Source organism: Stappia sp. WLB 29 (assembly GCF_023507705.1).
Classification (GTDB): domain Bacteria; phylum Pseudomonadota; class Alphaproteobacteria; order Rhizobiales; family Stappiaceae; genus Stappia.
On the sequence record NZ_JALBGD010000002.1, the window covers coordinates 18,013 to 38,309 of the forward strand.

Annotated in this window: 15 protein-coding genes; 5 read left to right on the forward strand and 10 right to left on the reverse strand. The window is 65.0% G+C overall.

Annotation, left to right across the window (positions count from 1 at the left end; all coding sequences use genetic code 11):
* Positions 1 to 42: 42 nt before the first annotated feature.
* The 5 genes from MNI96_RS03515 (at position 43) to MNI96_RS03535 (ending at position 6,683) form a co-directional block, all read left to right on the forward strand.
* Positions 43 to 1,845: a sensor histidine kinase gene (locus MNI96_RS03515; protein ID WP_249690448.1), complete on the forward strand. Its 1,803-nt coding sequence runs from the start codon at positions 43 to 45 to the stop codon at positions 1,843 to 1,845.
* A gap of 48 nt (positions 1,846 to 1,893) precedes the next feature.
* Entirely contained in the window at positions 1,894 to 3,249 is a 1,356-nt protein-coding gene (locus MNI96_RS03520) for a sigma-54-dependent transcriptional regulator (RefSeq protein ID WP_249690450.1), read from the forward strand.
* A 240-nt stretch (positions 3,250 to 3,489) separates the two neighbouring features.
* Positions 3,490 to 4,491 carry a DctP family TRAP transporter solute-binding subunit gene (locus MNI96_RS03525; RefSeq protein ID WP_249690452.1) on the forward strand — a complete coding sequence of 334 codons (1,002 nt, stop codon included), beginning with the start codon at positions 3,490 to 3,492 and terminating at the stop codon, positions 4,489 to 4,491.
* A 157-nt stretch (positions 4,492 to 4,648) separates the two neighbouring features.
* The gene (locus tag MNI96_RS03530) at positions 4,649 to 5,269 is read left to right on the forward strand and encodes a TRAP transporter small permease (protein ID WP_249690454.1); all 621 of its coding nucleotides are present in this window, start codon (positions 4,649 to 4,651) and stop codon (positions 5,267 to 5,269) included.
* A gap of 7 nt (positions 5,270 to 5,276) precedes the next feature.
* Positions 5,277 to 6,683, forward strand: a complete 1,407-nt coding sequence (locus tag MNI96_RS03535; RefSeq protein WP_249690456.1) for a TRAP transporter large permease — start codon at positions 5,277 to 5,279, stop codon at positions 6,681 to 6,683.
* A 99-nt stretch (positions 6,684 to 6,782) separates the two neighbouring features.
* On the opposite strand, the gene MNI96_RS03540 is transcribed toward MNI96_RS03535, so the two are convergent.
* The 10 genes from MNI96_RS03540 to MNI96_RS03585 form a co-directional block, all read right to left on the reverse strand.
* Positions 6,783 to 7,064 carry an SCP2 sterol-binding domain-containing protein gene (locus tag MNI96_RS03540; protein WP_249690458.1) on the reverse strand — a complete coding sequence of 94 codons (282 nt, stop codon included), beginning with the start codon at positions 7,062 to 7,064 and terminating at the stop codon, positions 6,783 to 6,785.
* A gap of 101 nt (positions 7,065 to 7,165) precedes the next feature.
* Positions 7,166 to 8,965, reverse strand: a complete 1,800-nt coding sequence (locus MNI96_RS03545) for an IlvD/Edd family dehydratase (protein ID WP_249690460.1) — start codon at positions 8,963 to 8,965, stop codon at positions 7,166 to 7,168.
* Between the two features lie 65 nt (positions 8,966 to 9,030).
* On the reverse strand, positions 9,031 to 11,289 hold the full coding sequence (locus tag MNI96_RS03550) for a heavy metal translocating P-type ATPase (protein WP_249690462.1): 2,259 nt from the start codon (positions 11,287 to 11,289) through the stop codon (positions 9,031 to 9,033).
* A gap of 117 nt (positions 11,290 to 11,406) precedes the next feature.
* A complete protein-coding gene (locus MNI96_RS03555) occupies positions 11,407 to 12,423 on the reverse strand; it encodes an ABC transporter ATP-binding protein (RefSeq protein ID WP_249691345.1) in 1,017 nt (338 codons plus the stop codon).
* Positions 12,424 to 12,431: 8 nt separating this feature from the next.
* Positions 12,432 to 13,415: an ABC transporter ATP-binding protein gene (locus tag MNI96_RS03560; protein ID WP_249691347.1), complete on the reverse strand. Its 984-nt coding sequence runs from the start codon at positions 13,413 to 13,415 to the stop codon at positions 12,432 to 12,434.
* 30 nt (positions 13,416 to 13,445) lie between these two features.
* Entirely contained in the window at positions 13,446 to 14,405 is a 960-nt protein-coding gene (locus MNI96_RS03565) for an ABC transporter permease (protein WP_249690464.1), read from the reverse strand.
* A gap of 9 nt (positions 14,406 to 14,414) precedes the next feature.
* Positions 14,415 to 15,392 (reverse strand): ABC transporter permease, encoded by a 978-nt coding sequence (locus MNI96_RS03570; protein ID WP_249690466.1) that lies wholly within the window; start codon positions 15,390 to 15,392, stop codon positions 14,415 to 14,417.
* Between the two features lie 147 nt (positions 15,393 to 15,539).
* On the reverse strand, positions 15,540 to 17,123 hold the full coding sequence (locus MNI96_RS03575; protein ID WP_249690468.1) for an ABC transporter substrate-binding protein: 1,584 nt from the start codon (positions 17,121 to 17,123) through the stop codon (positions 15,540 to 15,542).
* A gap of 292 nt (positions 17,124 to 17,415) precedes the next feature.
* On the reverse strand, positions 17,416 to 18,576 hold the full coding sequence (gene argE / locus MNI96_RS03580) for an acetylornithine deacetylase (RefSeq protein ID WP_249690470.1): 1,161 nt from the start codon (positions 18,574 to 18,576) through the stop codon (positions 17,416 to 17,418).
* A 17-nt stretch (positions 18,577 to 18,593) separates the two neighbouring features.
* Entirely contained in the window at positions 18,594 to 20,297 is a 1,704-nt protein-coding gene (locus tag MNI96_RS03585; RefSeq protein WP_249690471.1) for an adenylate/guanylate cyclase domain-containing protein, read from the reverse strand.

The window sequence follows — 20,297 nt, forward strand, 5'->3', positions numbered from 1 at the left end:
GATCGCTAGGATCGCCCCGAAACGCTGGGGAAAGACACGGTCATGACAACGCTTGCCAGATGGGCCAGGCGCAACTCGCAACATATCCTGGTGCTGTGCTGCGCCTTGCCGGTGACCGTGTTGATCGGTTGGGTGACGTGGGAGACCGCCTCGCGGTTGTTCGCCGCCGAGGTGGCGACGAGGGCGCAGGCGCTTCTGTCCGTGCAGTCGGCAACGCTGGAGCGTCAGCTCGACAAGTTCCGCCTCCTGTCGCCTCTGCTGGCGCAACGTCCAGATGTGCGGGACATCATCCTGCGCCGGGACGCTGCGCTGGGCGAGCGGGCGGCTGCGCTGGTTGCCGGTATGGCCGGAGCGCAGGAGGTCTTGGTTCTCGATGCGACCGGCGCGCTGATCGCGTCCAGCCATATGTCGCCCCGGCCGCCTGGCAACAGCCTGGAGGAGCTGCCATTGGCGGAGGCCCAGCAGGGTCGCCTCGGTCGCGCCTATCGGCGAGGCAACGGCAGCGAGCCGGGTAGCTACGTCTTCGCCTCGGCCGTCCGCGCCGGCAGTCTCGTCGTCGGCATCGTGGTCGTGCGCGTCAGCCTTGCCGAAATCGAGCAGGCCTGGGCCCTGAGCCCGGCGCCCATCGTGGCGATCGACACAACGGGAGAGATCGTGGCCACAAACCGCCCGGCATGGCGCGGACAAAGGGCGAGCGAGCGCTTCACCGTGCTCGGCACGGCCGAGGTGCCGCGAACCGGAGACGGCGCCGCCGCCGCCGCCACCGAAGCGGAATATGTTCGCTTCAACGGCGCGACCGGGCGCGGCCCCTATCTCAGGATGGCGCGGACGCTGCCGGTGCTGGACTGGCAGGTCGCGGCATTCGCAGATACGGCCGATGCCCGTTCGCAGAGCCAGAAGGTCGCAGCGATCGCCGTGCTGATCTGTCTGCTGGCGAGCGTGGTCGGCTGGGTGGCGGCCGACCGACGCGTCGCGGTTCTGCGCCGCCTGCGCGAAGACAAGATCGCCGCCTCGCGCCTGGAGCGGAAAGTGCGCCTGCGCACCCGCGACCTCTCCAAGGCGAATGCGCGGCTCGCACGGGAGGTCACCGAGCGCGAGGCCGCGGAGGCGGAACTCAGGAACATGCAGGCCGACCTGGTGCAGGCGGCGAAGATGGCAACGCTCGGCCAGATGTCCGCAGCTCTTTCGCACGAGTTCAACCAGCCTCTGGCCGCGATCCGTTCGAATGCCGACAATGCCAAGCAGTTTCTCGAACGCGGCATGGGCGAGCGGGTGGGCAGTGCGCTCGACCGCATCATCCTGATGGTCGAGCGGATGGCGGAGATTTCCCGTGTGCTGAAGGGGTTCAGCCGCCGGGCAGGTACGGACCTGCGGCCGACGGCCCTGAAGCCGGTTGTCGACGAGGCGATGATGCTGCTGTCGCCGCGGATCAAGCAGGGCAGGGCCCGCTTGATCGTTACGCATCTCGATGGGCCGCTTTCGGTCGTGGGCGGGCATGTGCGGCTGGAGCAGGTGGTCCTCAACCTCGTCTCCAACGCGCTCGATGCCGTGGAGGTGCGTGACGACGGGCAGGTGGTTCTGACCACCCGCAGCGAGGCGGGACTGGCGGTGATCGAGGTGCGGGACAACGGCCCGGGCATCTCCTCCGATCTCCTGCCGAAGGTGTTCGATCCGTTCTTCACCACCAAGGAAGTCGGCAAGGGGCTGGGCCTCGGGCTTTCGATCGCCTACAAGATCGTCCACGATTTCTCGGGCAGCCTGACCGTGCGCCATGCGGAGGGCGGCGGGGCCGTCTTCACGGTTCGGCTGCCGCTGGCCGAGGGGCTGAGCGATGCGGCGGAGTAGAGTGTTGCTCGCCCGCTGGCGCATTTGCGGTGACAAAACGGGACACTGATGGACAAGGCGACCGTGCTGCTCGTCGATGACGAGCCCGATCTGCGTGAAGCGCTTGCGGAAGGGCTGGAGCTGGCTGGCCACAGCGTCGAGACGTTTGAAGGCGCGTCCGGAGTGTTCGGGACGCTCGGCCGGGATTTCTACGGTGTGCTGGTGACGGACATCCGCATGCCCCAGACGGATGGTTTCGATCTGATGCGCAAGGCGCTGGAGATCGATCCCGCCCTGCCGGTCATTCTCATCACAGGTCACGGCGACGTACCGCTCGCGGTCCAGGCGATGCGGGCCGGGGCCTATGACTTCATCGAGAAGCCGTTTCCGGTCAGCCGGCTGTCGACGGTGATCGAGCGGGCGCTGGAGAAACGGCGCCTGGTGCTCGAGAACCGCCTTTTGCGCGAACAACTGGCCAGCCGGACAGGCCTGGAGGGGCGGCTGGTCGGCCGTTCCGCCGCAATGGAGCGGCTGCGCGGGCTCGTCGGAGCGCTTGCCGGCACCGATGCCGACGTGCTGATCATCGGCGAGACCGGGGCCGGCAAGGAAGTGGTGGCGCGCGCCCTTCACGAGGAGGGGCACCGCCGCGAGGGACCGTTCGTTGCGCTCAACTGCGGTGGCCTGCCGGCGGAAATCATCGAGTCGGAGCTTTTCGGCCACGAGAAAGGCGCCTTCACGGGAGCGGCAAGCCAGCGGATCGGCAAGCTCGAACATGCGCATGGCGGCACCGTCTTTCTCGACGAGATCGAGTCGATGCCGCTCGATCTTCAGGTCAAGCTGCTCAGGGTCATCGAGACACGCACGATAGAGCGGCTGGGCTCCAACCGGACAATACCCCTGGACGTGCGCTTCCTGGCGGCGACCAAGGACGATCTGGAGGTCGCCGGAAATGCGGGGCGGTTCCGCAAGGACCTGTTTTACCGGTTGAATGTCGTCACCATCGAGATTCCCCCGCTCAGGGCGCGCAAGGAAGATATTCCTTTGCTCTTTCATCACCTGACACGCGAGGCGCGCGCCCGCTACCGGCGGGAAATCCCAGATGTGATGCCAGCTTTCGTCAGCGAACTGATTGCACGCGACTGGCCCGGGAACGTCCGGGAATTGCGGAACGTCGCTGATCGTTTCGTCCTGGGGCTCGAGCGGCCAGGCGGTGCGGGGCCTGCGGGCGGCATGGCCGAGGCGACGGTTCTGTCCGAGCGCGTTGCCGCCTATGAGCGTGCGGTGATTGCCGAAGAGCTCGCCAAGAACGGCGGCAGCCTCAAGGCGACGTATGAGGGACTGGGATTGTCGCGCAAGGCGCTCTACGAAAAAATCCGCAAGTACGGCCTCGACCGCTCGACTGAAGACGGCGACTTTCCCGGCTGAGATCCGCCCCGATGTGTCGATGTCGACACATCCTTTCTGAATGATGTGTCGTTTCCTGCACATTTCGAGCTTGCGACAGGACGCGTGCGATCCTCCCTGCCCGCAAAACGGGCGATTTGCTCGCCTCTCAGGCATTTGGCACGCATGTTGCTAATTGTGGGACGCGAATAAACCGGCACCTCTTGCCGGATCACCTGTCCGCGCGCCCTGGCGCGGCAAAACATGTCTGGGAGGACATCCATGAAAAAGTTCGCAACGGCTGCGGTCGCTGCCGCATGCCTCACCTTCGCCGCTCCGGCTCTCGCCGATTGCGACGATGGCGAGATGGTCATCAAGTTCAGCCATGTGGTGGCCGGCTCCGGCCATCCCAAGGGCGACGCGGCGACCCTGCTCGCCAAGCGCGTCAACGAGGAGATGAATGGCAAGGCCTGCATGCAGGTGTTCCCGAATTCGCAGCTCTTCGACGACGACAAGGTGATGGAAGCCCTGCTGCTCGGCGACGTGCAGCTCGCGGCCCCGTCCCTGTCGAAGTTCGAGGCCTATACGCTGAAGTATCGCCTCTTCGACCTGCCGTTCCTGTTCAACGACCTGTCGTCGATCGATCGCTTCGCGGTTAGCGAGCCCGGCAAGGAGCTGCTGAACTCGATGACCGATGTAGGCTTCGTCGGCCTGGGCTACTGGAGCTCGGGCATGAAGCAGTTCTCGGCCAACAAGCCGCTGCTGCTGCCGACGGACGCTGCCGGGCTGAAGTTCCGCATCCAGACGTCGGACGTTGCCGAGGCCATGATCGCCGCCATGGGTGCGAATGCCCAGAAGCTGGCCTTCAAGGAGGTCTATGGCGCGCTGCAGACCGGTGTCGTTGACGGTCAGGAGAACTCCTGGTCCAACATCTACACTCAGAAGTTCTTCGAGGTGCAGGACGGCATCACCGAGACCAACCACCAGCTGCTGGCCTATCTGCTCGTCACGTCCGACGAGTGGCTGAGCGGTCTCGAGCCGGATGTGCGTGACCAGTTCCTGACCATCGTCAACGAGGTCACGGTCGCCGCCAATGCTGCCGTCGCCGGCCAGGAAGCCGAAAACCGCCAGAAGATCCTGGATGCCGGCAGCGAGATCCGGGAGCTTACCCCGGAGCAGCGGAAGGCCTGGGTCGATGCCATGAAGCCGGTCTGGGACAAGTTCCGCGGCGATATCGGCGAAGAGCTGATCGAGGCTGCCCAGGCTTCGAACAACCCCAGCTGACACTGATCCGGATTGCCCGCGTACCCTCGGGTTCGCGGGCGGTTCGGCCTATCGGATCGCTCCCGGCGGTTGCGCAGGACGAGGGCCTTGCCCCTTGCGCCCGACCGGGAGCTTTCCAGCCCTCGTTCCCGACAAAACAGACACATTGGGGGAAGCGATGCAACGCGTCGACAATTGGGTCACGCGCTTCGAGGAGAACGTGATCGCGCTTCTGCTCGCGGCGATGACCATCGTGACCTTCACTCAGGTGGTTGCCCGCTACGGCTTCAATTCCGGCTGGACCGGAGCGCTCGAACTCACCCGCATTCTCTTTGCCTGGCTGATTCTTTTCGGCATGAGCTACGGGGTGAAGATGGGCACGCATCTGGGCGTCGATGCCGTCATTCGCCTGTTCCCGGCGCCGATCTTCCGCATCTTCGCGATTTTCGGCGCGCTTTGCGGTGTGGCCTATGCGGTCATCCTGCTGCATTCCGACTGGCTGCAATGGCTCGGCATCAGCACGCGCGGCGGCGCTATCGACTACTGGTCGCGCATGTATCGTATCGGCATTGGTCTCGATGATTTGCGCTACCCGGAGCTGGTTCAGGAGATGTTCGGCACCCAGGAGCGCGTGCAGCGCTGGATCGCCTATCTGATCCTGCCCGTGGGACTGGCCCTTTTCGCCTTCCGCTGTGCCCAGGCCGTCTGGCAGATCGCCACCGGCAAGCGCGAGATGATGATCGCAGCGCACGAAGCGGAAGAGCTCGTTGCCGAAAACAAAAACGTGCTGAAGGACTGATCCCGCCATGGAAGCCGGTGTTCTCTTCATCATGGTGCTCGGGCTGCTGTTCCTCGGCGTCCCGATCGCGATCGCGCTGGGCCTGTCCAGCGTCCTGACGATCGCCTTCTTCTCCCAGGACTCCATGTCCTCGGTTGCCCTGCAGCTGTTCACGGCCTCGCAGAACTACACGCTCCTGGCGATTCCCTTCTTTATTCTCGCCTCGGCCTTCATGTCGACAGGTGGCGTCGCCCGGCGCATCATCCGCTTCGCCATCGCCTGCGTCGGTCATCTGCGCGGCGGCATGGCGATCGCGGCGGTCTTCTCGTGCATGCTCTTTGCCGCACTGTCCGGCTCCTCGCCGGCAACCGTGGTCGCGATTGGCACGATCGCCATCGCCGGCATGCGCCAGGTCGGCTACACGAAGGAATTCGCCGCCGGTGTCATCGCCAATGCGGGCACGCTCGGCATTCTCATTCCGCCGTCCATCGTCATGGTGGTCTATGCGGCTGCGACTGACGTGTCCGTCGGCCGCATGTTTCTGGCCGGCGTCATTCCGGGCCTTGTTGCCGGTCTGATGCTGATGGTTGCGATCTACGTGAACGCGCGCATCAAGAACATGCCCAAGCAGCCGTTCGGCGGTTTGGGCGAGGTCGCCTCGGCGGCCGGCGAGGCGGGCTTCGGCCTGCTGCTGATCGTCATCATCCTCGGCGGCATTTACGGCGGCATCTTCACACCGACGGAAGCTGCGGCGGTGGCTGCGGTCTATTCGTTCCTGATCGCCATCTTCATCTATCGCGACATGGGGCCGCTCAAGGGCGTCCCGATGCGCAGGGACGGGGAGTCCCTGCCCGCGGCGGTGGGGCGCAACGTTTGGCTGACGGTTGTCTATTTCCTGCCGGGTTGCGTCCACAGCGACACGCGCAAGGTGCTGGTCGACGCGTCGAAAACGACGGTGATGCTGATGTTCATCATCGTCAACGCGCTGCTCTTCGCTCACACCCTGACGGCCGAGCGGATTCCGCAGGCGATCACTGACTGGATGATCGGCGCGGGCTTCACCTGGTTCACCTTCCTGATCGCCGTGAACATCCTGCTGCTGATCGGCGGCCAGTTCATGGAGCCGTCGGGCCTGCTGCTGATCGTTGCTCCGGTGGTGTTCCCCATCGGTATGGCGCTCGGGGTCGATCCGATCCATCTCGGCATCATCATGGTGGTGAACATGGAGATCGGCATGATCACGCCGCCCATCGGCCTCAACCTGTTCGTCACATCAGGCATAACCGGCATGAGCCTCGTTCAGGTGGTGCGGGCGGCAGCACCTTTCGTGCTGATCCTGTTCATCTTCCTGATCCTGGTGACTTATGTGCCGGCGCTGTCGACCTGGCTGCCCTACTCGCTGATGGGGCCGGAACTGGTCACCCGCACGGGCTGACCCCGAGGTCCGGCAAGGCCGCAACAGCAAAGACCCCGGCGATGGTTCCATCGCCGGGGTCTTTCTTTTGGTTGAGGCAGCACACTTGGCAGCTGGCGGTCAGACGATGCTGCCCAGCTTCATCGCAACGCTCATGTCGCCGGCAACCTTGATCTTGCCGGTCATGAAGGCCGTGGTCGGATTGAGCTCGCCGGCCAGCAGGTCCGCAAGGTCGCTCGGCGAGATGGAGATCGTGCAGTCGGCGTCCTTGTCCTCGTTGGAGACGGTTGCGCCCTCGACATAGATGACGCCCGCATCGCCGCAGTCGAATTTCACGCTGTCGGAGATGCCGCCACCGGCCACCTTGCCGCGCACGGCCTCCGTCAGTTCATCCATCGTCATGTTCCATGTCCTCCTGTCGCCGAACCTTCGTTGGCTGCACCCAATCATGACGCTTACGTAATCGTCAAGTGCATTCAGGTTTCGGCGACCACACGCCCCGCTCAGTGATTGTTGCGCGGTAATCCCTTGGAGGCGGCGATATCGCGATAGGCGATCGCCGGTTTCAGCACCATGCCCTTGTCGAACTGGTCGACAATGCCGCGCTGGATCTCCTGCCACGGCGTCTGGTGATCCGGGATGGCGAAGCCGCCGCCAGCGGCAAGCTCGGCGCGCCGCTGTTCCAGTTCCTCGTCCGGGATCAGGATGTTGGCCGTACAGGCCCTGAGGTCGATGCGGACTCGATCGCCGGTTTTCAGCAGGGCGAGGCCGCCGCCGGCCGCTGCCTCGGGGGAGGCGTTGAGAATCGAGGCCGAGCCGGACGTACCGGACTGGCGTCCGTCGCCGATGCAGGGCATGGCGTGGATGCCGCGTTTGATGAGAGCGGCAGGCGGCTGCATGTTGACCACTTCCGCGCCGCCCGGATAGCCGATCGGGCCGGTGCCGCGGATGAACAGCAGGCAATGTTCGTCGATCTGAAGGTCCGGATCGTCGATGCGATGATGATAATCCTCCGGCCCTTCGAAGACGATGGCCCGTCCCTCGAAGGCGTCTGGATCGTCCGGGTTTGACAGATAGCGATCGCGGAACTCCTTCGAGATCACGCTTGTCTTCATGATCGCGCTGTCGAACAGGTTGCCCTTCAGGTTCAGGAAGCCCGCCTTGTCGACCAGCGGATCGCTTACCGGCCGGATGACCCGCGTATCGAGGTTCTCCGCCTCCCGGCAATTGTCGCCGAGGCTCCTGCCGTTGACGGTCAGCGCCTGCGGATGCGGCAGGCGGTTCGCCTTCATCAACTCGCCGACGACCGCCGGCACGCCGCCGGCATGATGATAGTCCTCGCCGAGATATTCGCCGGCCGGCTGCATGTTGACGATCAGCGGAACATCGTGGCCGAGTCGCTGCCAGTCGTCGTTGTCGAGCGGCACTCCAAGATGCCGGGCGACCGCGTTGAGATGGATCGGCGCGTTGGTCGAGCCGCCGATGGCCGAGTTGACGACGATGGCGTTCTCGAAGGCTTCACGGGTCATGATGTCGGAGGGCTTGAGATCCTCCCAGACCATATCGACGATCCTCAGACCCGTCTGGTAGGCCACTTGCGCGCGCTCGCGATAGGTGGCGGGAATGGCCGCGCTGCCGGGCAACTGCATGCCGAGCGCCTCGGCCAGCGAGTTCATCGTCGTCGCCGTGCCCATCGTGTTGCAATAGCCGACGGAGGGGGCCGAGGAGGCGACCAGATCCATGAAGCCGGCATAATCGATCTCGCCGGCGGCCAGCATCTCGCGCGCCTTCCAGACGATGGTGCCGGAGCCGGTGCGCTCGCCCCGATGCCAGCCGTTGAGCATCGGTCCGACCGACAGGGCGATGGCGGGAATATTGACGGTCGCCGCCGCCATCAGGCAGGCGGGGGTGGTCTTGTCGCAGCCGATGGTCAGCACCACGCCGTCGATGGGATAGCCGTAGAGCAGTTCCACCAGGCCGAGATAGGCGAGATTGCGGTCGAGCGAGGCGGTCGGCCGCTTGCCCGTCTCCTGGATGGGGTGAACCGGAAACTCGAAACAGATGCCGCCGGCTTCGCGGATGCCTTCGCGCACCCGCTTGGCCAGTTCGATGTGGTGGCGGTTGCAGGGCGAGAGATCGGACCCCGTCTGGGCAATGCCGATGATCGGCTTGCCGGATTGCAGTTCCTCGCGTGTCAGGCCGTAGTTCAGGTAGCGCTCGATATAGAGTGCCGTCATGCCCGGATCTTCGGGATTGTCGAACCAGGCGCGCGAACGAAGGCGTTTGGGGTCTCTGGCGGTCATTCTTGTCTCCGGGCCGTTGGCTGTTCTATTTGTATTACAATATGACGCAGCCAACGGCCACACTGTCATTTCTGGTTCTCTTTCGCCCGCCAGCGGCGCAGCAATGCCGCGTTGGTGACGACGGAGACCGACGACAGGGCCATCGCCGCTCCGGCAAGCGCCGGTGTCAGCATGCCGAGTGCGGCAAGCGGGATGCCGACCACATTGTAGACGAAGGCCCAGAACAGGTTCTGGCGGATCTTGCGAACCGTTGCGCGGGAAATGTCGATCGCATCGGCCACGAGATCGGGACGGGAGCGCATCAAGGTGATGCCGGCGGTCTCCATCGCCACTTCCGTGCCGCTGCCCATGGCAATGCCGACGCTGGCTGCCGCGAGCGCGGGCGCATCGTTGACCCCGTCGCCGACCATGGCGACGGTGCGGCCGGCGCTGGTGAGTTCGGAGACTGTCTCTGCCTTTCCTTCGGGCGCAACGCCGGCGATCACCCGGCCGATACCGGCCTCGGCCGCGACCGCTCGTGCCACGGCTTCCGTGTCGCCGGTAAGCATGACCGTCTCGACATCCATGGCGGCAAGGCGCCGCAAGGCGACCGGCGTCTCCTCCCGCAAGGTATCGGCCATTGCGATCACGCCGACGGCCCGGCCGGCGACAGCAATGCCGGCACAGGTCTTCCCCTGGGCCTCGAATTCCCGGAAGATCTGCTGCACGAGGAAGGTGTCGATCGAATGGGTCTCGAACAGCCGGCGATTGCCGATCAGGACCTGTTCGCCGGCAATGTCGGCCACGATTCCCTGGCCTGCGATGGCGCGGAAATTTGCCGGACGCGAGAGGTCCAGGCCACGCTCGCGTGCGGCTGCGACGATGGCTCCCGCCAACGGATGTTCGCTCGGCAACTGGGCGCTCGCCGCGATCAGCAGCAGCCGGTTCTGGTTGCCGTCGAACGCCCGGATGTCGGTGACCGCAGGGGTGCCCCGGGTGAGGGTGCCGGTCTTGTCGAACACGACCGTGTTGACTGAATGGGCCGTCTCCAGCGCCTCGATGTCGCGGATCAGGATGCCGGCGCGCGCCGCCGCGCCCGTTCCTGCAACGAGCGCCGTCGGGGTCGCGAGGCCGAGTGCACAGGGGCAGGCGATGACCAGCACCGCCACGGTCGCGCCGATGGCGGCATCGAGTCCAGCACCGGAGAACCACCAGCCCGCGAAAGTGGCGAGTGCGACCAGAACGACGACGGGTACGAAGACCGCGGAAACCTTGTCCACCAGCTTCTGTACCGGAGCGCGCGAGTTCTGAGCATTTTCCACGAGGCGAATGATCGAGGCGAGCTTGCTGTCTCCGGCAACGGCGGTGACCTCGACGGTCAGGGCGCCCGACCCGTTGATCGTGCCGCCGATGACTTCGTCGCCGATGGCCTTGGCAACCGGCATGCTCTCGCCGGTAAGCAGCGCTTCGTCCACTTCGCTGGCGCCGTCGCGCACGGTGCCGTCGACCGGTACGCGTTCGCCGGGACGCACGAGAATGGCATCGCCCGGAAACAGGCTCTCGACCGGTACGGTCTCGATGTCGTCGCCCGCGATCTTGTGGGCGACCTGGGGTTTCAAATCGCTCAAGGCGCGGATGGCGGCTGTTGTCGTGCGCTTCGCGCGCATTTCCAGCAGTTTGCCGAACAGGATCAGCGTCAGGATGACCGAGGACGCCTCGAAATAGAGGTGGCCGGGTTCCTGCGGCCAGGCCATCACGGTGAGGACCAGGCTGTAGCCATAGGCGGCAGTGGTGCCGAGGACCACGAGCACGTCCATGTTGGCGCCGCCGCCGGCAAGCGCCTTCCAGGCGCCGACATAAAACCTGCGACCGACCAGAACCTGCACCAATCCGGCAAGGATCGCCTGCGCCCAGCCGGGCGGCATCAGCATCACGCCGAACGGGGCCGCCGCCATCGAGGCGACCATCGGGGCCGACATCAGGGCGGAAAAGAGCAGAAGCAGCAACGTGCGCCGCTCGTCGCGGCGGATGCGGGCGTCCGTCTCGTCCTGCCGGCGCTTTTCTTCCTGCCAGCCGGTGGAGCGTTCGCTGGCGGTGTAGCCGGTTGCCTCTACGGCGGAGATGATATCGGCGGGCGTCACGCTACCGTCTGTCTGGACCACGGCCGTCTCCAGGGGCAGGTTGACGGTGGCGCGCAACACGCCGGGCTTGCGGCCGAGGACCTTCTCGATCCGTGCCGAGCACGCCGCGCAGGTCATACCGCCGATATCGAGATGGACGAAAGGCGGTGTGCCGGGTGTCGAGGCCGGGAGCGCGTCATGCGTTTCAAGGGCGGCCTGTGTCATCCGCTGTTCTCCGTTGCAGGAGCGCCGTCCGGCGAGAGGGCCGGGAGAGGCTCCGATTGTGTCGGCAACGGGTATAGTCCTTCCAGTCGCTGGAAGGTCAAGAGGGGCGGAGAGAGGTCAGGTCCGCCCTTCCTCCACTGCATGACAGGCGACGCCGGCGCCGCCCATGTCCTGCAGCAAGGGCAGTTCGCGCTTGCAGCGATCATTGGCGAGAGGGCAGCGCGGATGGAAGGCGCAGCCACTCGGCGGATTGATCGGGTTGGGGATTTCGCCTTCGACCGGGCGGCGCGGGGTTCCCGTCATATCGAGGTCGGGGATCGCTGCCAGCAGCATCCGCGTATAGGGATGGCGCGGATTGCGGAAGAGTTCGCGGCTTTCCGCCACCTCGACCAGGCGGCCGAGATACATCACGCCGATGCGCTTTGCCATGTGCCGGACGACGGCAAGGTCGTGGCTGATGAACAGATAGGTCAGCCCGAACTCGTCCTGCAGGTCGCGCATCAGGTTGAGGATCTGCGCCTGCACGGAGACGTCCAGCGCCGAGGTCGGCTCGTCGCACACGAGGAACTCGGGCTTCGAGGCCAGCGCCCGGGCAATGCAGATGCGCTGCCGTTGCCCGCCGGAGAACTCGTGCGGATATTTGGCGCCGTCGCGCGGGTGCAGGCGCACCAACTCGAGCAACTCGCCGACACGGGCGGAAATCGCCTCTTCGGAACTCTCCAGCTTGAAGGCGCGGATCGGCTCCGCGATGATCCGGTCGACCCGCCAGCGTGGGTTGAGGCTGGCATAGGGGTCTTGGAAGATCATCTGGATGCGCCGGCGCAGCTCGCGCATCTCCTGCCCCGACTGGCGGCGCGAGCGCATGTCGACGCCCTCGATGCGGATTTCGCCGGCACTCGCCTCCAGCAGCCCGACGACCATCTTGGCGACGGTCGACTTGCCTGAGCCGCTTTCGCCGACAAGCGCGAAGGTCTCGCCTTTCGAGATGGAGAAGGAGATGTCCTGCGCAGCTTTGAGGAAGGCCTTCGGCGATCGCTCCAGCACCCGGTTCAGCCACGGCTTGGACACGTCGAAGGTGCGCGAGAGCGAGCGGACCTCGACGACGGCACCGCTTTCCGCAGTGGCGTGCTGCATGACCGTGTTCATCGACCTGCCCCTTCCGTTTCCAGCAGTTTCCAGCAGGCGGCGTGGCTGTCGCCGGCAGGTATCAGATCGGGTCGCTCGACACGGCAGCGATCCATCGTCAGCGAGCAGCGCGGGTTGAAGGCGCAGCCCCGAGGAATGGAATCGAGACGCGGCATCGAGCCGGGGATCTGGGTCAGCCGGTCGTGATCGCCGGTGAGGGAGGGAATCGCGCCCATCAGGCCGATCGTATAGGGGTGGCTCGGGGACTTGATCACGTCCCTGACCGGACCGATCTCGGCGATGCGGCCGGAATACATTACGGCCACCCGGTCTGCGGTCTCGGCGATGACGCCCATGTCGTGGGTTATCAGCATCACCGCCGTGCCGTGGTCGCGGCACACGCGCTGCAGCAGGCGGATGATCTGCGACTGCACCGACACGTCGAGGGCGGTGGTCGGTTCGTCCGCGATCACCAGTTCCGGCTCGGCGCACAGGGCAAGAGCGATTACGACACGCTGGCGCATGCCTCCCGAGAACTGATGCGGATAGGCGGACAGCCGTTGTCCGGCCGCCGGAATGCCGACTTCCTCCAGCAGCGCCACCGCCCGGTCGCGGGCCTCCCGCTCGGAGACCGGCAGGTGCGTCATGATCGTTTCGATGATCTGGTCGCCGATGGTGAAGAGCGGATTGAGGCTGGTCAGCGGGTCCTGGAACACCATGCCGATGCGCTTGCCGCGCAGCTTGCGCATGGCCGCCGGCGGCAGGTTGTCGATGCGCTCGCCCTTCAGGCGGATCTCGCCGCTGGCAATGCGGCCCGGTGGTTCGAGCAGGCCGATCACCGCTGTGCCGGTGATCGACTTTCCGGCGCCGGATTCGCCAACGACACCCAGTACCTCGCCCTCGCGCAGGTCGAACGAGATTCCATCGATTGCCGTCAGCGCGCCGCGGCGGGTGGGAAATTCGACCCGCAGGTCCTTCACGGAAAGCAGGGGGTGTCTCATCATGATCAGCCGTCTCTGTCCGTGTTCATGTCAACGCAGCTTCGGGTTCAAGGCGTCGCGCAGCCAGTCGCCCAACAGGTTCACCGCCAGCACCAGCACGGCGAGCGCAAAGCCCGGGAACATCGCGATCCACCATTCGCCCGAGAACAGAAAGTCGTTGCCGATGCGCACCAGCGTTCCGAGCGAAGGCTGGGTGGGCGGAATGCCGACGCCGAGGAAGGAGAGTGTCGCTTCGGTGATGATGGCAAGGCCCAGATTGATCGTTGCGATCACCAGCACCGGCCCGATGACGTTGGGCAGCACATGCCGGATCATGATCAGAAAGGGCGGAATGCCGATCAGCCGGGCGGCCTGGACATATTCCTTGTTGCGCTCCACCAGGGTCGAGCCGCGCACCGTACGGGCGAACTGCACCCAGAAGGACAGCGCGATGGAGAAGACCAGGATCCAGAACGCGAAGCGTTCCCGGTCGAGGTTACCGAACGTGGCACGGGCGACGCCGTCGACCAGCAGGGCGATCAGGATTGCCGGAAAAGTCAGTTGGACCTCGGCCACGCGCATGATCACCGCGTCGACCTTGCCGCCGACATAGCCGGCGATCAGCCCGAGGAGCACGCCGACAATGGCGGCGAAGAAGACCGACAGGAAACCGACGGCGATGGAAATGCGGGCGCCATAGAGGATGCCCGAGAAGACGTCGCGGCCCTGGTCGTCTGTCCCCAGCAGATAGTTCGGATCGGAATATTCCATGCCGATCGGCGGAAGCCGTGCATCGAGGATCGAGATGGTCGCAAGATCGAAGGGGTTGTGCGGAGCGATCCAGGGCGCGAAGGCAGCGCCGAACAGGAATAGCAGCGTCACGATCGCAGACAGGATCGTGACCTTCGACCGCAGGAAGGAGTGCATGATGTCGCTGTCGAGGATGCGCGACCACCTGCTGCGGCTGCCGGCCTCCAGCTTGATCGCGCTCTCGTCGGGGGCATTGGTCATGATCGCCTCCTAGTGCGCTGCACGCTCGACCCGCAGGCGCGGGTCGACGCGGAAGTAGAGCAGGTCGACGATCAGGTTGATGGTCACGAACAGGAAGGCGATCAGCATCAGGTAGGCGGCCATGATCGGGATATCGACATTCTGCACCGACTGCAGGAAGAGCAGTCCCATGCCCGGCCACTGGAACACCGTCTCGGTGATGATGGCGAAGGCGATGATGGAGCCGAGCTGCAGGCCGGTGATGGTGATGACCGGAACCAGGGTGTTTTTGAGCGCGTGGCGGAAGTTGATGCTGCGCTGGCGCAGGCCGCGGGCACGGGCGAACTTGATGTAGTCGGTGCGGATCACTTCCAGCATTTCCGACCGCACCAGGCGCATGATCAACGTCATCTGGAACAGACCGAGGGTGATGGCAGGTAGGATCAGCGCCTTTATGCCGCTCCAGGTGAGCAGGCCTGTCGACCACCAGCCCAGTTGCACCACGTCGCCGCGCCCGAAACTCGGCAGCCATTGTAAGGTCACAGCGAAGACGAAGATCAGCAGGATGCCGATGAAGAAGGTAGGCAGGGAGATGCCGATCAGCGAGATCGACAGGAACAGTTTCGATAGCCAGCTGTCTCTGTGCAGGCCTGTATAGACGCCCATGGGGATGCCGACGAGCAGAGCGAATACGGCCGAGACGAAGGAGAGCTCCAGGGTCGCCGGCAGGCGGCGGCCGATCAGTTCGGCGACAGGCTGGCGGAACTGGTAGGAGGTGCCGAAATCGAACTGCGCCGCCTTGGCGATGAAGCGGCCGAACTGGACGAGGATCGGATCGTTGAGACCGAGACGCTCGCGCAGGGCTTCGCGCTGTTCCGGTGTGGTTTCGACGCCAACCATCTGGTTGACGGGATCGCCGACGAAACGGAACAGGGTGAACGAGATCAGGGCCACGACAAGCATAACCAGTATGGCCTGCAGGAGGCGGCGAATTGTGAAGGCGAGCATGGGGCCTCTGCGTCAGGTGCCTCGGCCTTTGGCCGTCGGTTCCGGTTTCGCTCCGGCGGATCCCTTGTGCCGTCGGGCGGGGATCGCCGAAAAAAGGCTGCAGCCCGGCACCAAGGTCCGGGCTGCAGAACCGGCAGGACGCCGATGTTACTTCTTCACGACCCAGCGATAGTGGAACTGGTCGTCCGCGCGCTGTACGACGTCCACATTCTCGGCAACACCCCAGGCCAGGGCCTGCTGGTGCAACGGGATGTGCGACACGTCCTCATGCACGATGGTGAAGGCCTGGGCGATCAGCTCGTCGCGCTTGGTCGGATCGTTCTCGACCAGGATCTGGGCCGCCAGTTCGTCCACCTTCGGATTGCAGTATCCGCCGAGGTTGAAGGGGCCGCCCTTGCCCTTGTCGTCGCGGCAGCCGGTGATGTTGTGCAGCACGTTCCAGCTGTCGAAGGAGCCAGGGGTCCAGCCGAGCAGGTAGAACGAGGTGTCGTAGCCGTTCGAGGCGAGTACCTTGGCGAAGTACTGCGCCTTGGGCTGGGCGTTGAGATCCACCTTGATGCCGACACGGGCGAGGAAGGAGGCTACCGCCTGGCAGATCGCCTCGTCATTGACGTAGCGGTCGTTCGGGCAGTCCATGCCGACCGAGAAGCCGTCCGCATAGCCGGCTTCGGCGAGCAGGGCCTTGGCGGCTTCCGGGTCATACGGATGACGCTTGAACTCTTCCGAACGCGAATACTGGAACGGCGAGATCAGCAGGGCCGACGGGGTCGACAGACCGCGCATCACCTTGTCGCGAATCGCGTCTATGTCGATGGCCTGGTAGAAGGCCTTGCGGACCCGCACGTCCTGGAACGGGTTCTTGCCCTTCACGCTGGAATAACGCAGCTCGTCGCGCTTCTGGTCGAAGCCGAGGAAGATCGTGCGCAGCTCCGGCCCGGTGAGCGCCTTGGTCTGCGGGCTGTCCTCTACGCGCTTGATGTCCTGCACCGGGATCGGGAACACCATGTCGAGCTCGCCGGACAGCAAAGCCGCCACGCGGGTCGCGTCGGAGCCGATCGGCGTGAATTCGACCTTGTCGATGTTGCCGGCGACCTTGTCCCACCAGTTTTCGTTCTTCTCGAACGTGGTCCTGACGCCGGGCTCGTGGCTGACGAGCTTGTAGGAACCCGTGCCGTTGGCATGCAGCGAGGCGTAGTTCGGGGCAGTATCGGACGCCGAGGTCACCTTGGTGGCGTTGTTCGCCTCGGTCCACTCCTTGTCCATGATGTACCAGGTGTCCCATTCGTAATGGAGAATGGGATTCGGCCCGGTCAGCACGAAGTCGACCGTGTGGTCGTCGACCTTCTCGACCTTCACGTCGGCGCCGATGCGGGTGGTGAGGTCCGATCCTTCGGAGCGGATGCGCTCGGCGGAGAAGACAACATCGTCGGCCGTGAAGTCGTTGCCGTTGTGGAACTTGACGCCCTTGCGCAGGTAGAAGCGCCAGCGGGTCGGCTCGAGGACTTCCCAACGCTCCGCCAGGGCCGGTTCGATCGTCAGATCGGGAGCGCGCCGGGTCAGGCCCTCGTAGACATTGCCGAGCGTGCCGAGCGTGAAGGTCTCGTTCAGGGAATAGGGATCGAGCTGGTTCAACGTGCCCTGAAAGGCGTAGCGGAGCGTTTCCGCCGATGCAGTCGTTCCCAGCAGCGACGAGATGAGCGCCGCCGCAGCTATTGTCGATTTGATGCGCATAGTCCCCTCATGACTTATCGTTGTCTCGGGCTCCTCCGGCGCCGACCTGAGAGGCCGGTGCCGACCCGATGTGCCGCATTTTCGCGGATCACCAGATTGCATCTAAGCAATGTCGAAAGCGACAGTCCAGCATGTGCTGGACACGAAAGAGAGGAATTGCGGAAGTCGTAGCGGAAGTCTCGCCCCATGCCCGCACGGTTCCTGACGGAAAGCCCGCAAGGCACCTCGCATACAACCGCAAGGCGCCTGTGGATTACCTGCCTATCTCGCGGGCAGGCCGGTACGAACTGCCCTAACGGCACATGTCGGCAATGAGCCGCGAGACGAACCCGTCCGCAGCTAGGATCTCCGTCTTCTCGATGTATTCGTCGGGCTGGTGAGCCTGGTCGATCGAACCCGGGCCGCAGACGACCGCGGAAATGCCGCGCTCCTGGAACTGGCCGGCCTCGGTGCCATAGACGACCATATGCCGGCCGTTGTCTCCGGTAAGCCGGCGGGCCAGCGCTTCGGCCGGCCCGTCCTGCTCCTCGCTGAGCGCGGGAGCGTAGGCGAGCTTCTCGATGGTCACTCCCGTGTCGGCGTGGACGGCATGCATGCCCGGTTCGATCTGGGTGCGGATGAAGGTTTCCAGTCGCTCCAGCCAGACTTCCCGCGTGTCGCCGGGGATGGTGCGGATGTCGCAGAAGAAGGAGCACGAGCGCGAGACGATATTCGCCGCAGTGCCGCCCTCGATCACGCCGCAATGAAGGGTCGTGAAGGGCGGCTCCATGGCAAGGGCCGGGTCGGCGGCGCGCTGGTTCTCGCGGGTGCGGTCGTCGAGCCAGGAGATGATACGGGCGGCATAGGCGATCGCCGAGACACCGCGTTCCCACTGGCTGGAGTGAACCGTGTGTCCGCGCACGGTCACACGGATGACCGCAGTGCCCTTATGCGCGGTGATGACGCGCATGTTGCTGGGCTCGCCGACCACCACCATCGACGGCCGGGGGCCGGAGCGCAGCATCGAATCGATCATCGGAGGCGCACCGACGCAGCCCACTTCCTCGTCGTAGGACAGGGCAATGTGGATGGGGCGGGTCAGCGGTGCGGCGACCATCTGCGGCACGGCGGCCAGCGCCACGGCGGCAAAGCCCTTCATGTCGCAAGTGCCGCGGCCGTAGAGCCGGCCATCGGCTTCGCGCAGGATGAACGGGTCGCTGCTCCAGGCTTGCCCTTCGACGGGCACGACGTCGGTATGGGCTGACAGGGCAACGCCGCCGTCCTTGTGCGGACCGATCACGGCGTGCAGTGCGGCCTTGGTGCCGGTGGCGTCCGGCACGCGCCGGGAGGCGATGCCGTGCCCTGCCAGATAGGTCTCGACAAAATCGATGAGATCGAGATTGCTGTTGGCGGAAACCGTCGGGAAGGCAACGAGACGGGCAAGCATTTCCTGAGAAGAATACTGTCGCGACATGGGGAGAATGACCTGGTTCAGGCGGAAGGAAAGGCGGGTCGGGCGAGAGTATCGACCAGCCGGGCGGGCGGGTCGAGAGCGAAAACATCGAGCGGCTCGCGCCGGCCCCTGACCGCGATCTCGGTCCTGCCTGCCAGATCGCATGTGTAGCCGGCGGCCTCCAGCACGGCGCTCGAGACGACGAGGCTGTGTCCCAGTTCTTTCGTTGCCGTTTCCAGCCGGCTCGCGATGTTGACGACGTCGCCGAGCGCGGTGATCCGGGCGCTGGCGCCGTTGCCGCTCACGGCGCCGATGCGTCCCAGGATCACTGGCCCGGCATGCAGGCCCATTCCGACCCTGAGCGGTGCGCTGAGCTGCGGTCCGAGCTCGACATTCAGCCGCTCCATGGTTTCCGCGATGGCGTTTGTCGCAGCGAGCGCGTTGCGACAGCCGGCCTGCAGCCCGTCCTTCATGCCGAAGATCGCCATGACACCGTCGCCGATGAACTTGTCGACATAGCCGCCGCAGGCTTCGACGGCCTTGGCGGTCTCGCCAAGATAGCGGTTGAGGAGGAAGACGACGTCGTAAGAAAGCCGGTGCTCCGCAAGGTCGGTGAAATTCCGCAGATCGACGAACAGGATCGCCGCCGGCTGCTCGACGCCCCAGTGATAGGCGTCGCCGTCCGATCCAGCGACCCGCACCGCGCCGCTTGCCGGCACCAAGGGCTGGACTTTCAGCGGAGCTTCCGGTCGCACCTGGCATGCAAGGCGAATGTCCTCGCCTGCGCTGATGCGGGTGAGTACCTTCGCTTCGGTCGCAGACGGGTCGGGCAGCGTGTCGAGGCCGTCGAGAATGCGGGTCCGGCATGTCGAGCAGCGGGCACGGCCGCCGCACACGTCAGCATGGGGAATTCCGTTCATCTTGCTGATTTCCAGCAAGGTCGGACCGGGCGCGACCTTCACCACCCGGTCGCCCGGATAGGTGATCTCGATGGTCCGGCGCGAGCGGCGAGCAAGGGCCCTGAGGACGATGACGAGGACGACGAGGGCAACCAGCGCATAGAAGCCGTTGCGCAGCAGCGTGACCAGCGGATCGGACCAGCTGGTCATTTCCTGCGTCAGGGGGAAGGGCGGGTTCTCCGTCAGGCGCAGCCGGCGGGCCGCATCCGTCCAGCCCCAGGTCGCAAGGACGGGCACCAGCAGCGCGAGAGCGAAAAGAAGCGGCTTGAAGGGTGCGTAGCCCGACTTCAGGCGCAGCCAGAAATGCAAGCCGATCATGCCGTGCAGCCAGACCAGCAGCATCAAGACGGTCTGATTGAAGATCAGCCCCGGCCACAGGACCGTGAGCACGTTGCGGTAGGTGTCCTCATAGCCGAACTGGTGGGCAAGCCCGCCCGTTCCGATGGCGTGCGGAATGAGCAGGAAGGGGATGGCCAGCCCGAGCAGGAGCTGCGCCCACTGCCAAGCGGAAAGGCGCAGGCTTCGGCGGCGCGCAGTCTTCCACAGGGCGAGCGAGGCATGGACCAGAAGGGCAGACAGCAGCAGGGCTTCGCCGGGCGGACTACGCCAGACGGCGAGAAAAACCCGCCGCCCCGCCTCCATCGCCTCGAGCGACCAGATGCCGAGCATGTGATTGACGAAGTGGCTGAACGCGAAGGCGAGCAGGACGAGGCCGCTCCCCAGCCTGAGCCGCTGCCGGATTCCCTGTCCGTCCGTCGGTGCGGACGTCTTCTTCTGTGCCAT

Bases quoted from the DNA above. Each gene is read 5' to 3' on its own strand.
- MNI96_RS03525 (WP_249690452.1), top strand. From the start codon at position 3,490: ATGAAAAAGTTCGCAACGGCTGCGGTCGCTGCCGCATGCCTCACCTTC.
- MNI96_RS03545 (WP_249690460.1), bottom strand. From the start codon at position 8,965: ATGACCGCCAGAGACCCCAAACGCCTTCGTTCGCGCGCCTGGTTCGAC.
- MNI96_RS03540 (WP_249690458.1), bottom strand. From the start codon at position 7,064: ATGACGATGGATGAACTGACGGAGGCCGTGCGCGGCAAGGTGGCCGGT.
- MNI96_RS03570 (WP_249690466.1), bottom strand. From the start codon at position 15,392: ATGCTCGCCTTCACAATTCGCCGCCTCCTGCAGGCCATACTGGTTATG.
- MNI96_RS03550 (WP_249690462.1), bottom strand. From the start codon at position 11,289: ATGACACAGGCCGCCCTTGAAACGCATGACGCGCTCCCGGCCTCGACA.
- MNI96_RS03535 (WP_249690456.1), top strand. From the start codon at position 5,277: ATGGAAGCCGGTGTTCTCTTCATCATGGTGCTCGGGCTGCTGTTCCTC.
- MNI96_RS03555 (WP_249691345.1), bottom strand. From the start codon at position 12,423: ATGCAGCACGCCACTGCGGAAAGCGGTGCCGTCGTCGAGGTCCGCTCG.
- MNI96_RS03530 (WP_249690454.1), top strand. From the start codon at position 4,649: ATGCAACGCGTCGACAATTGGGTCACGCGCTTCGAGGAGAACGTGATC.
- MNI96_RS03575 (WP_249690468.1), bottom strand. From the start codon at position 17,123: ATGCGCATCAAATCGACAATAGCTGCGGCGGCGCTCATCTCGTCGCTG.
- MNI96_RS03520 (WP_249690450.1), top strand. From the start codon at position 1,894: ATGGACAAGGCGACCGTGCTGCTCGTCGATGACGAGCCCGATCTGCGT.
- MNI96_RS03515 (WP_249690448.1), top strand. From the start codon at position 43: ATGACAACGCTTGCCAGATGGGCCAGGCGCAACTCGCAACATATCCTG.
- MNI96_RS03565 (WP_249690464.1), bottom strand. From the start codon at position 14,405: ATGACCAATGCCCCCGACGAGAGCGCGATCAAGCTGGAGGCCGGCAGC.
- MNI96_RS03560 (WP_249691347.1), bottom strand. From the start codon at position 13,415: ATGAGACACCCCCTGCTTTCCGTGAAGGACCTGCGGGTCGAATTTCCC.
- argE (WP_249690470.1), bottom strand. From the start codon at position 18,576: ATGTCGCGACAGTATTCTTCTCAGGAAATGCTTGCCCGTCTCGTTGCC.
- MNI96_RS03585 (WP_249690471.1), bottom strand. From the start codon at position 20,297: ATGGCACAGAAGAAGACGTCCGCACCGACGGACGGACAGGGAATCCGG.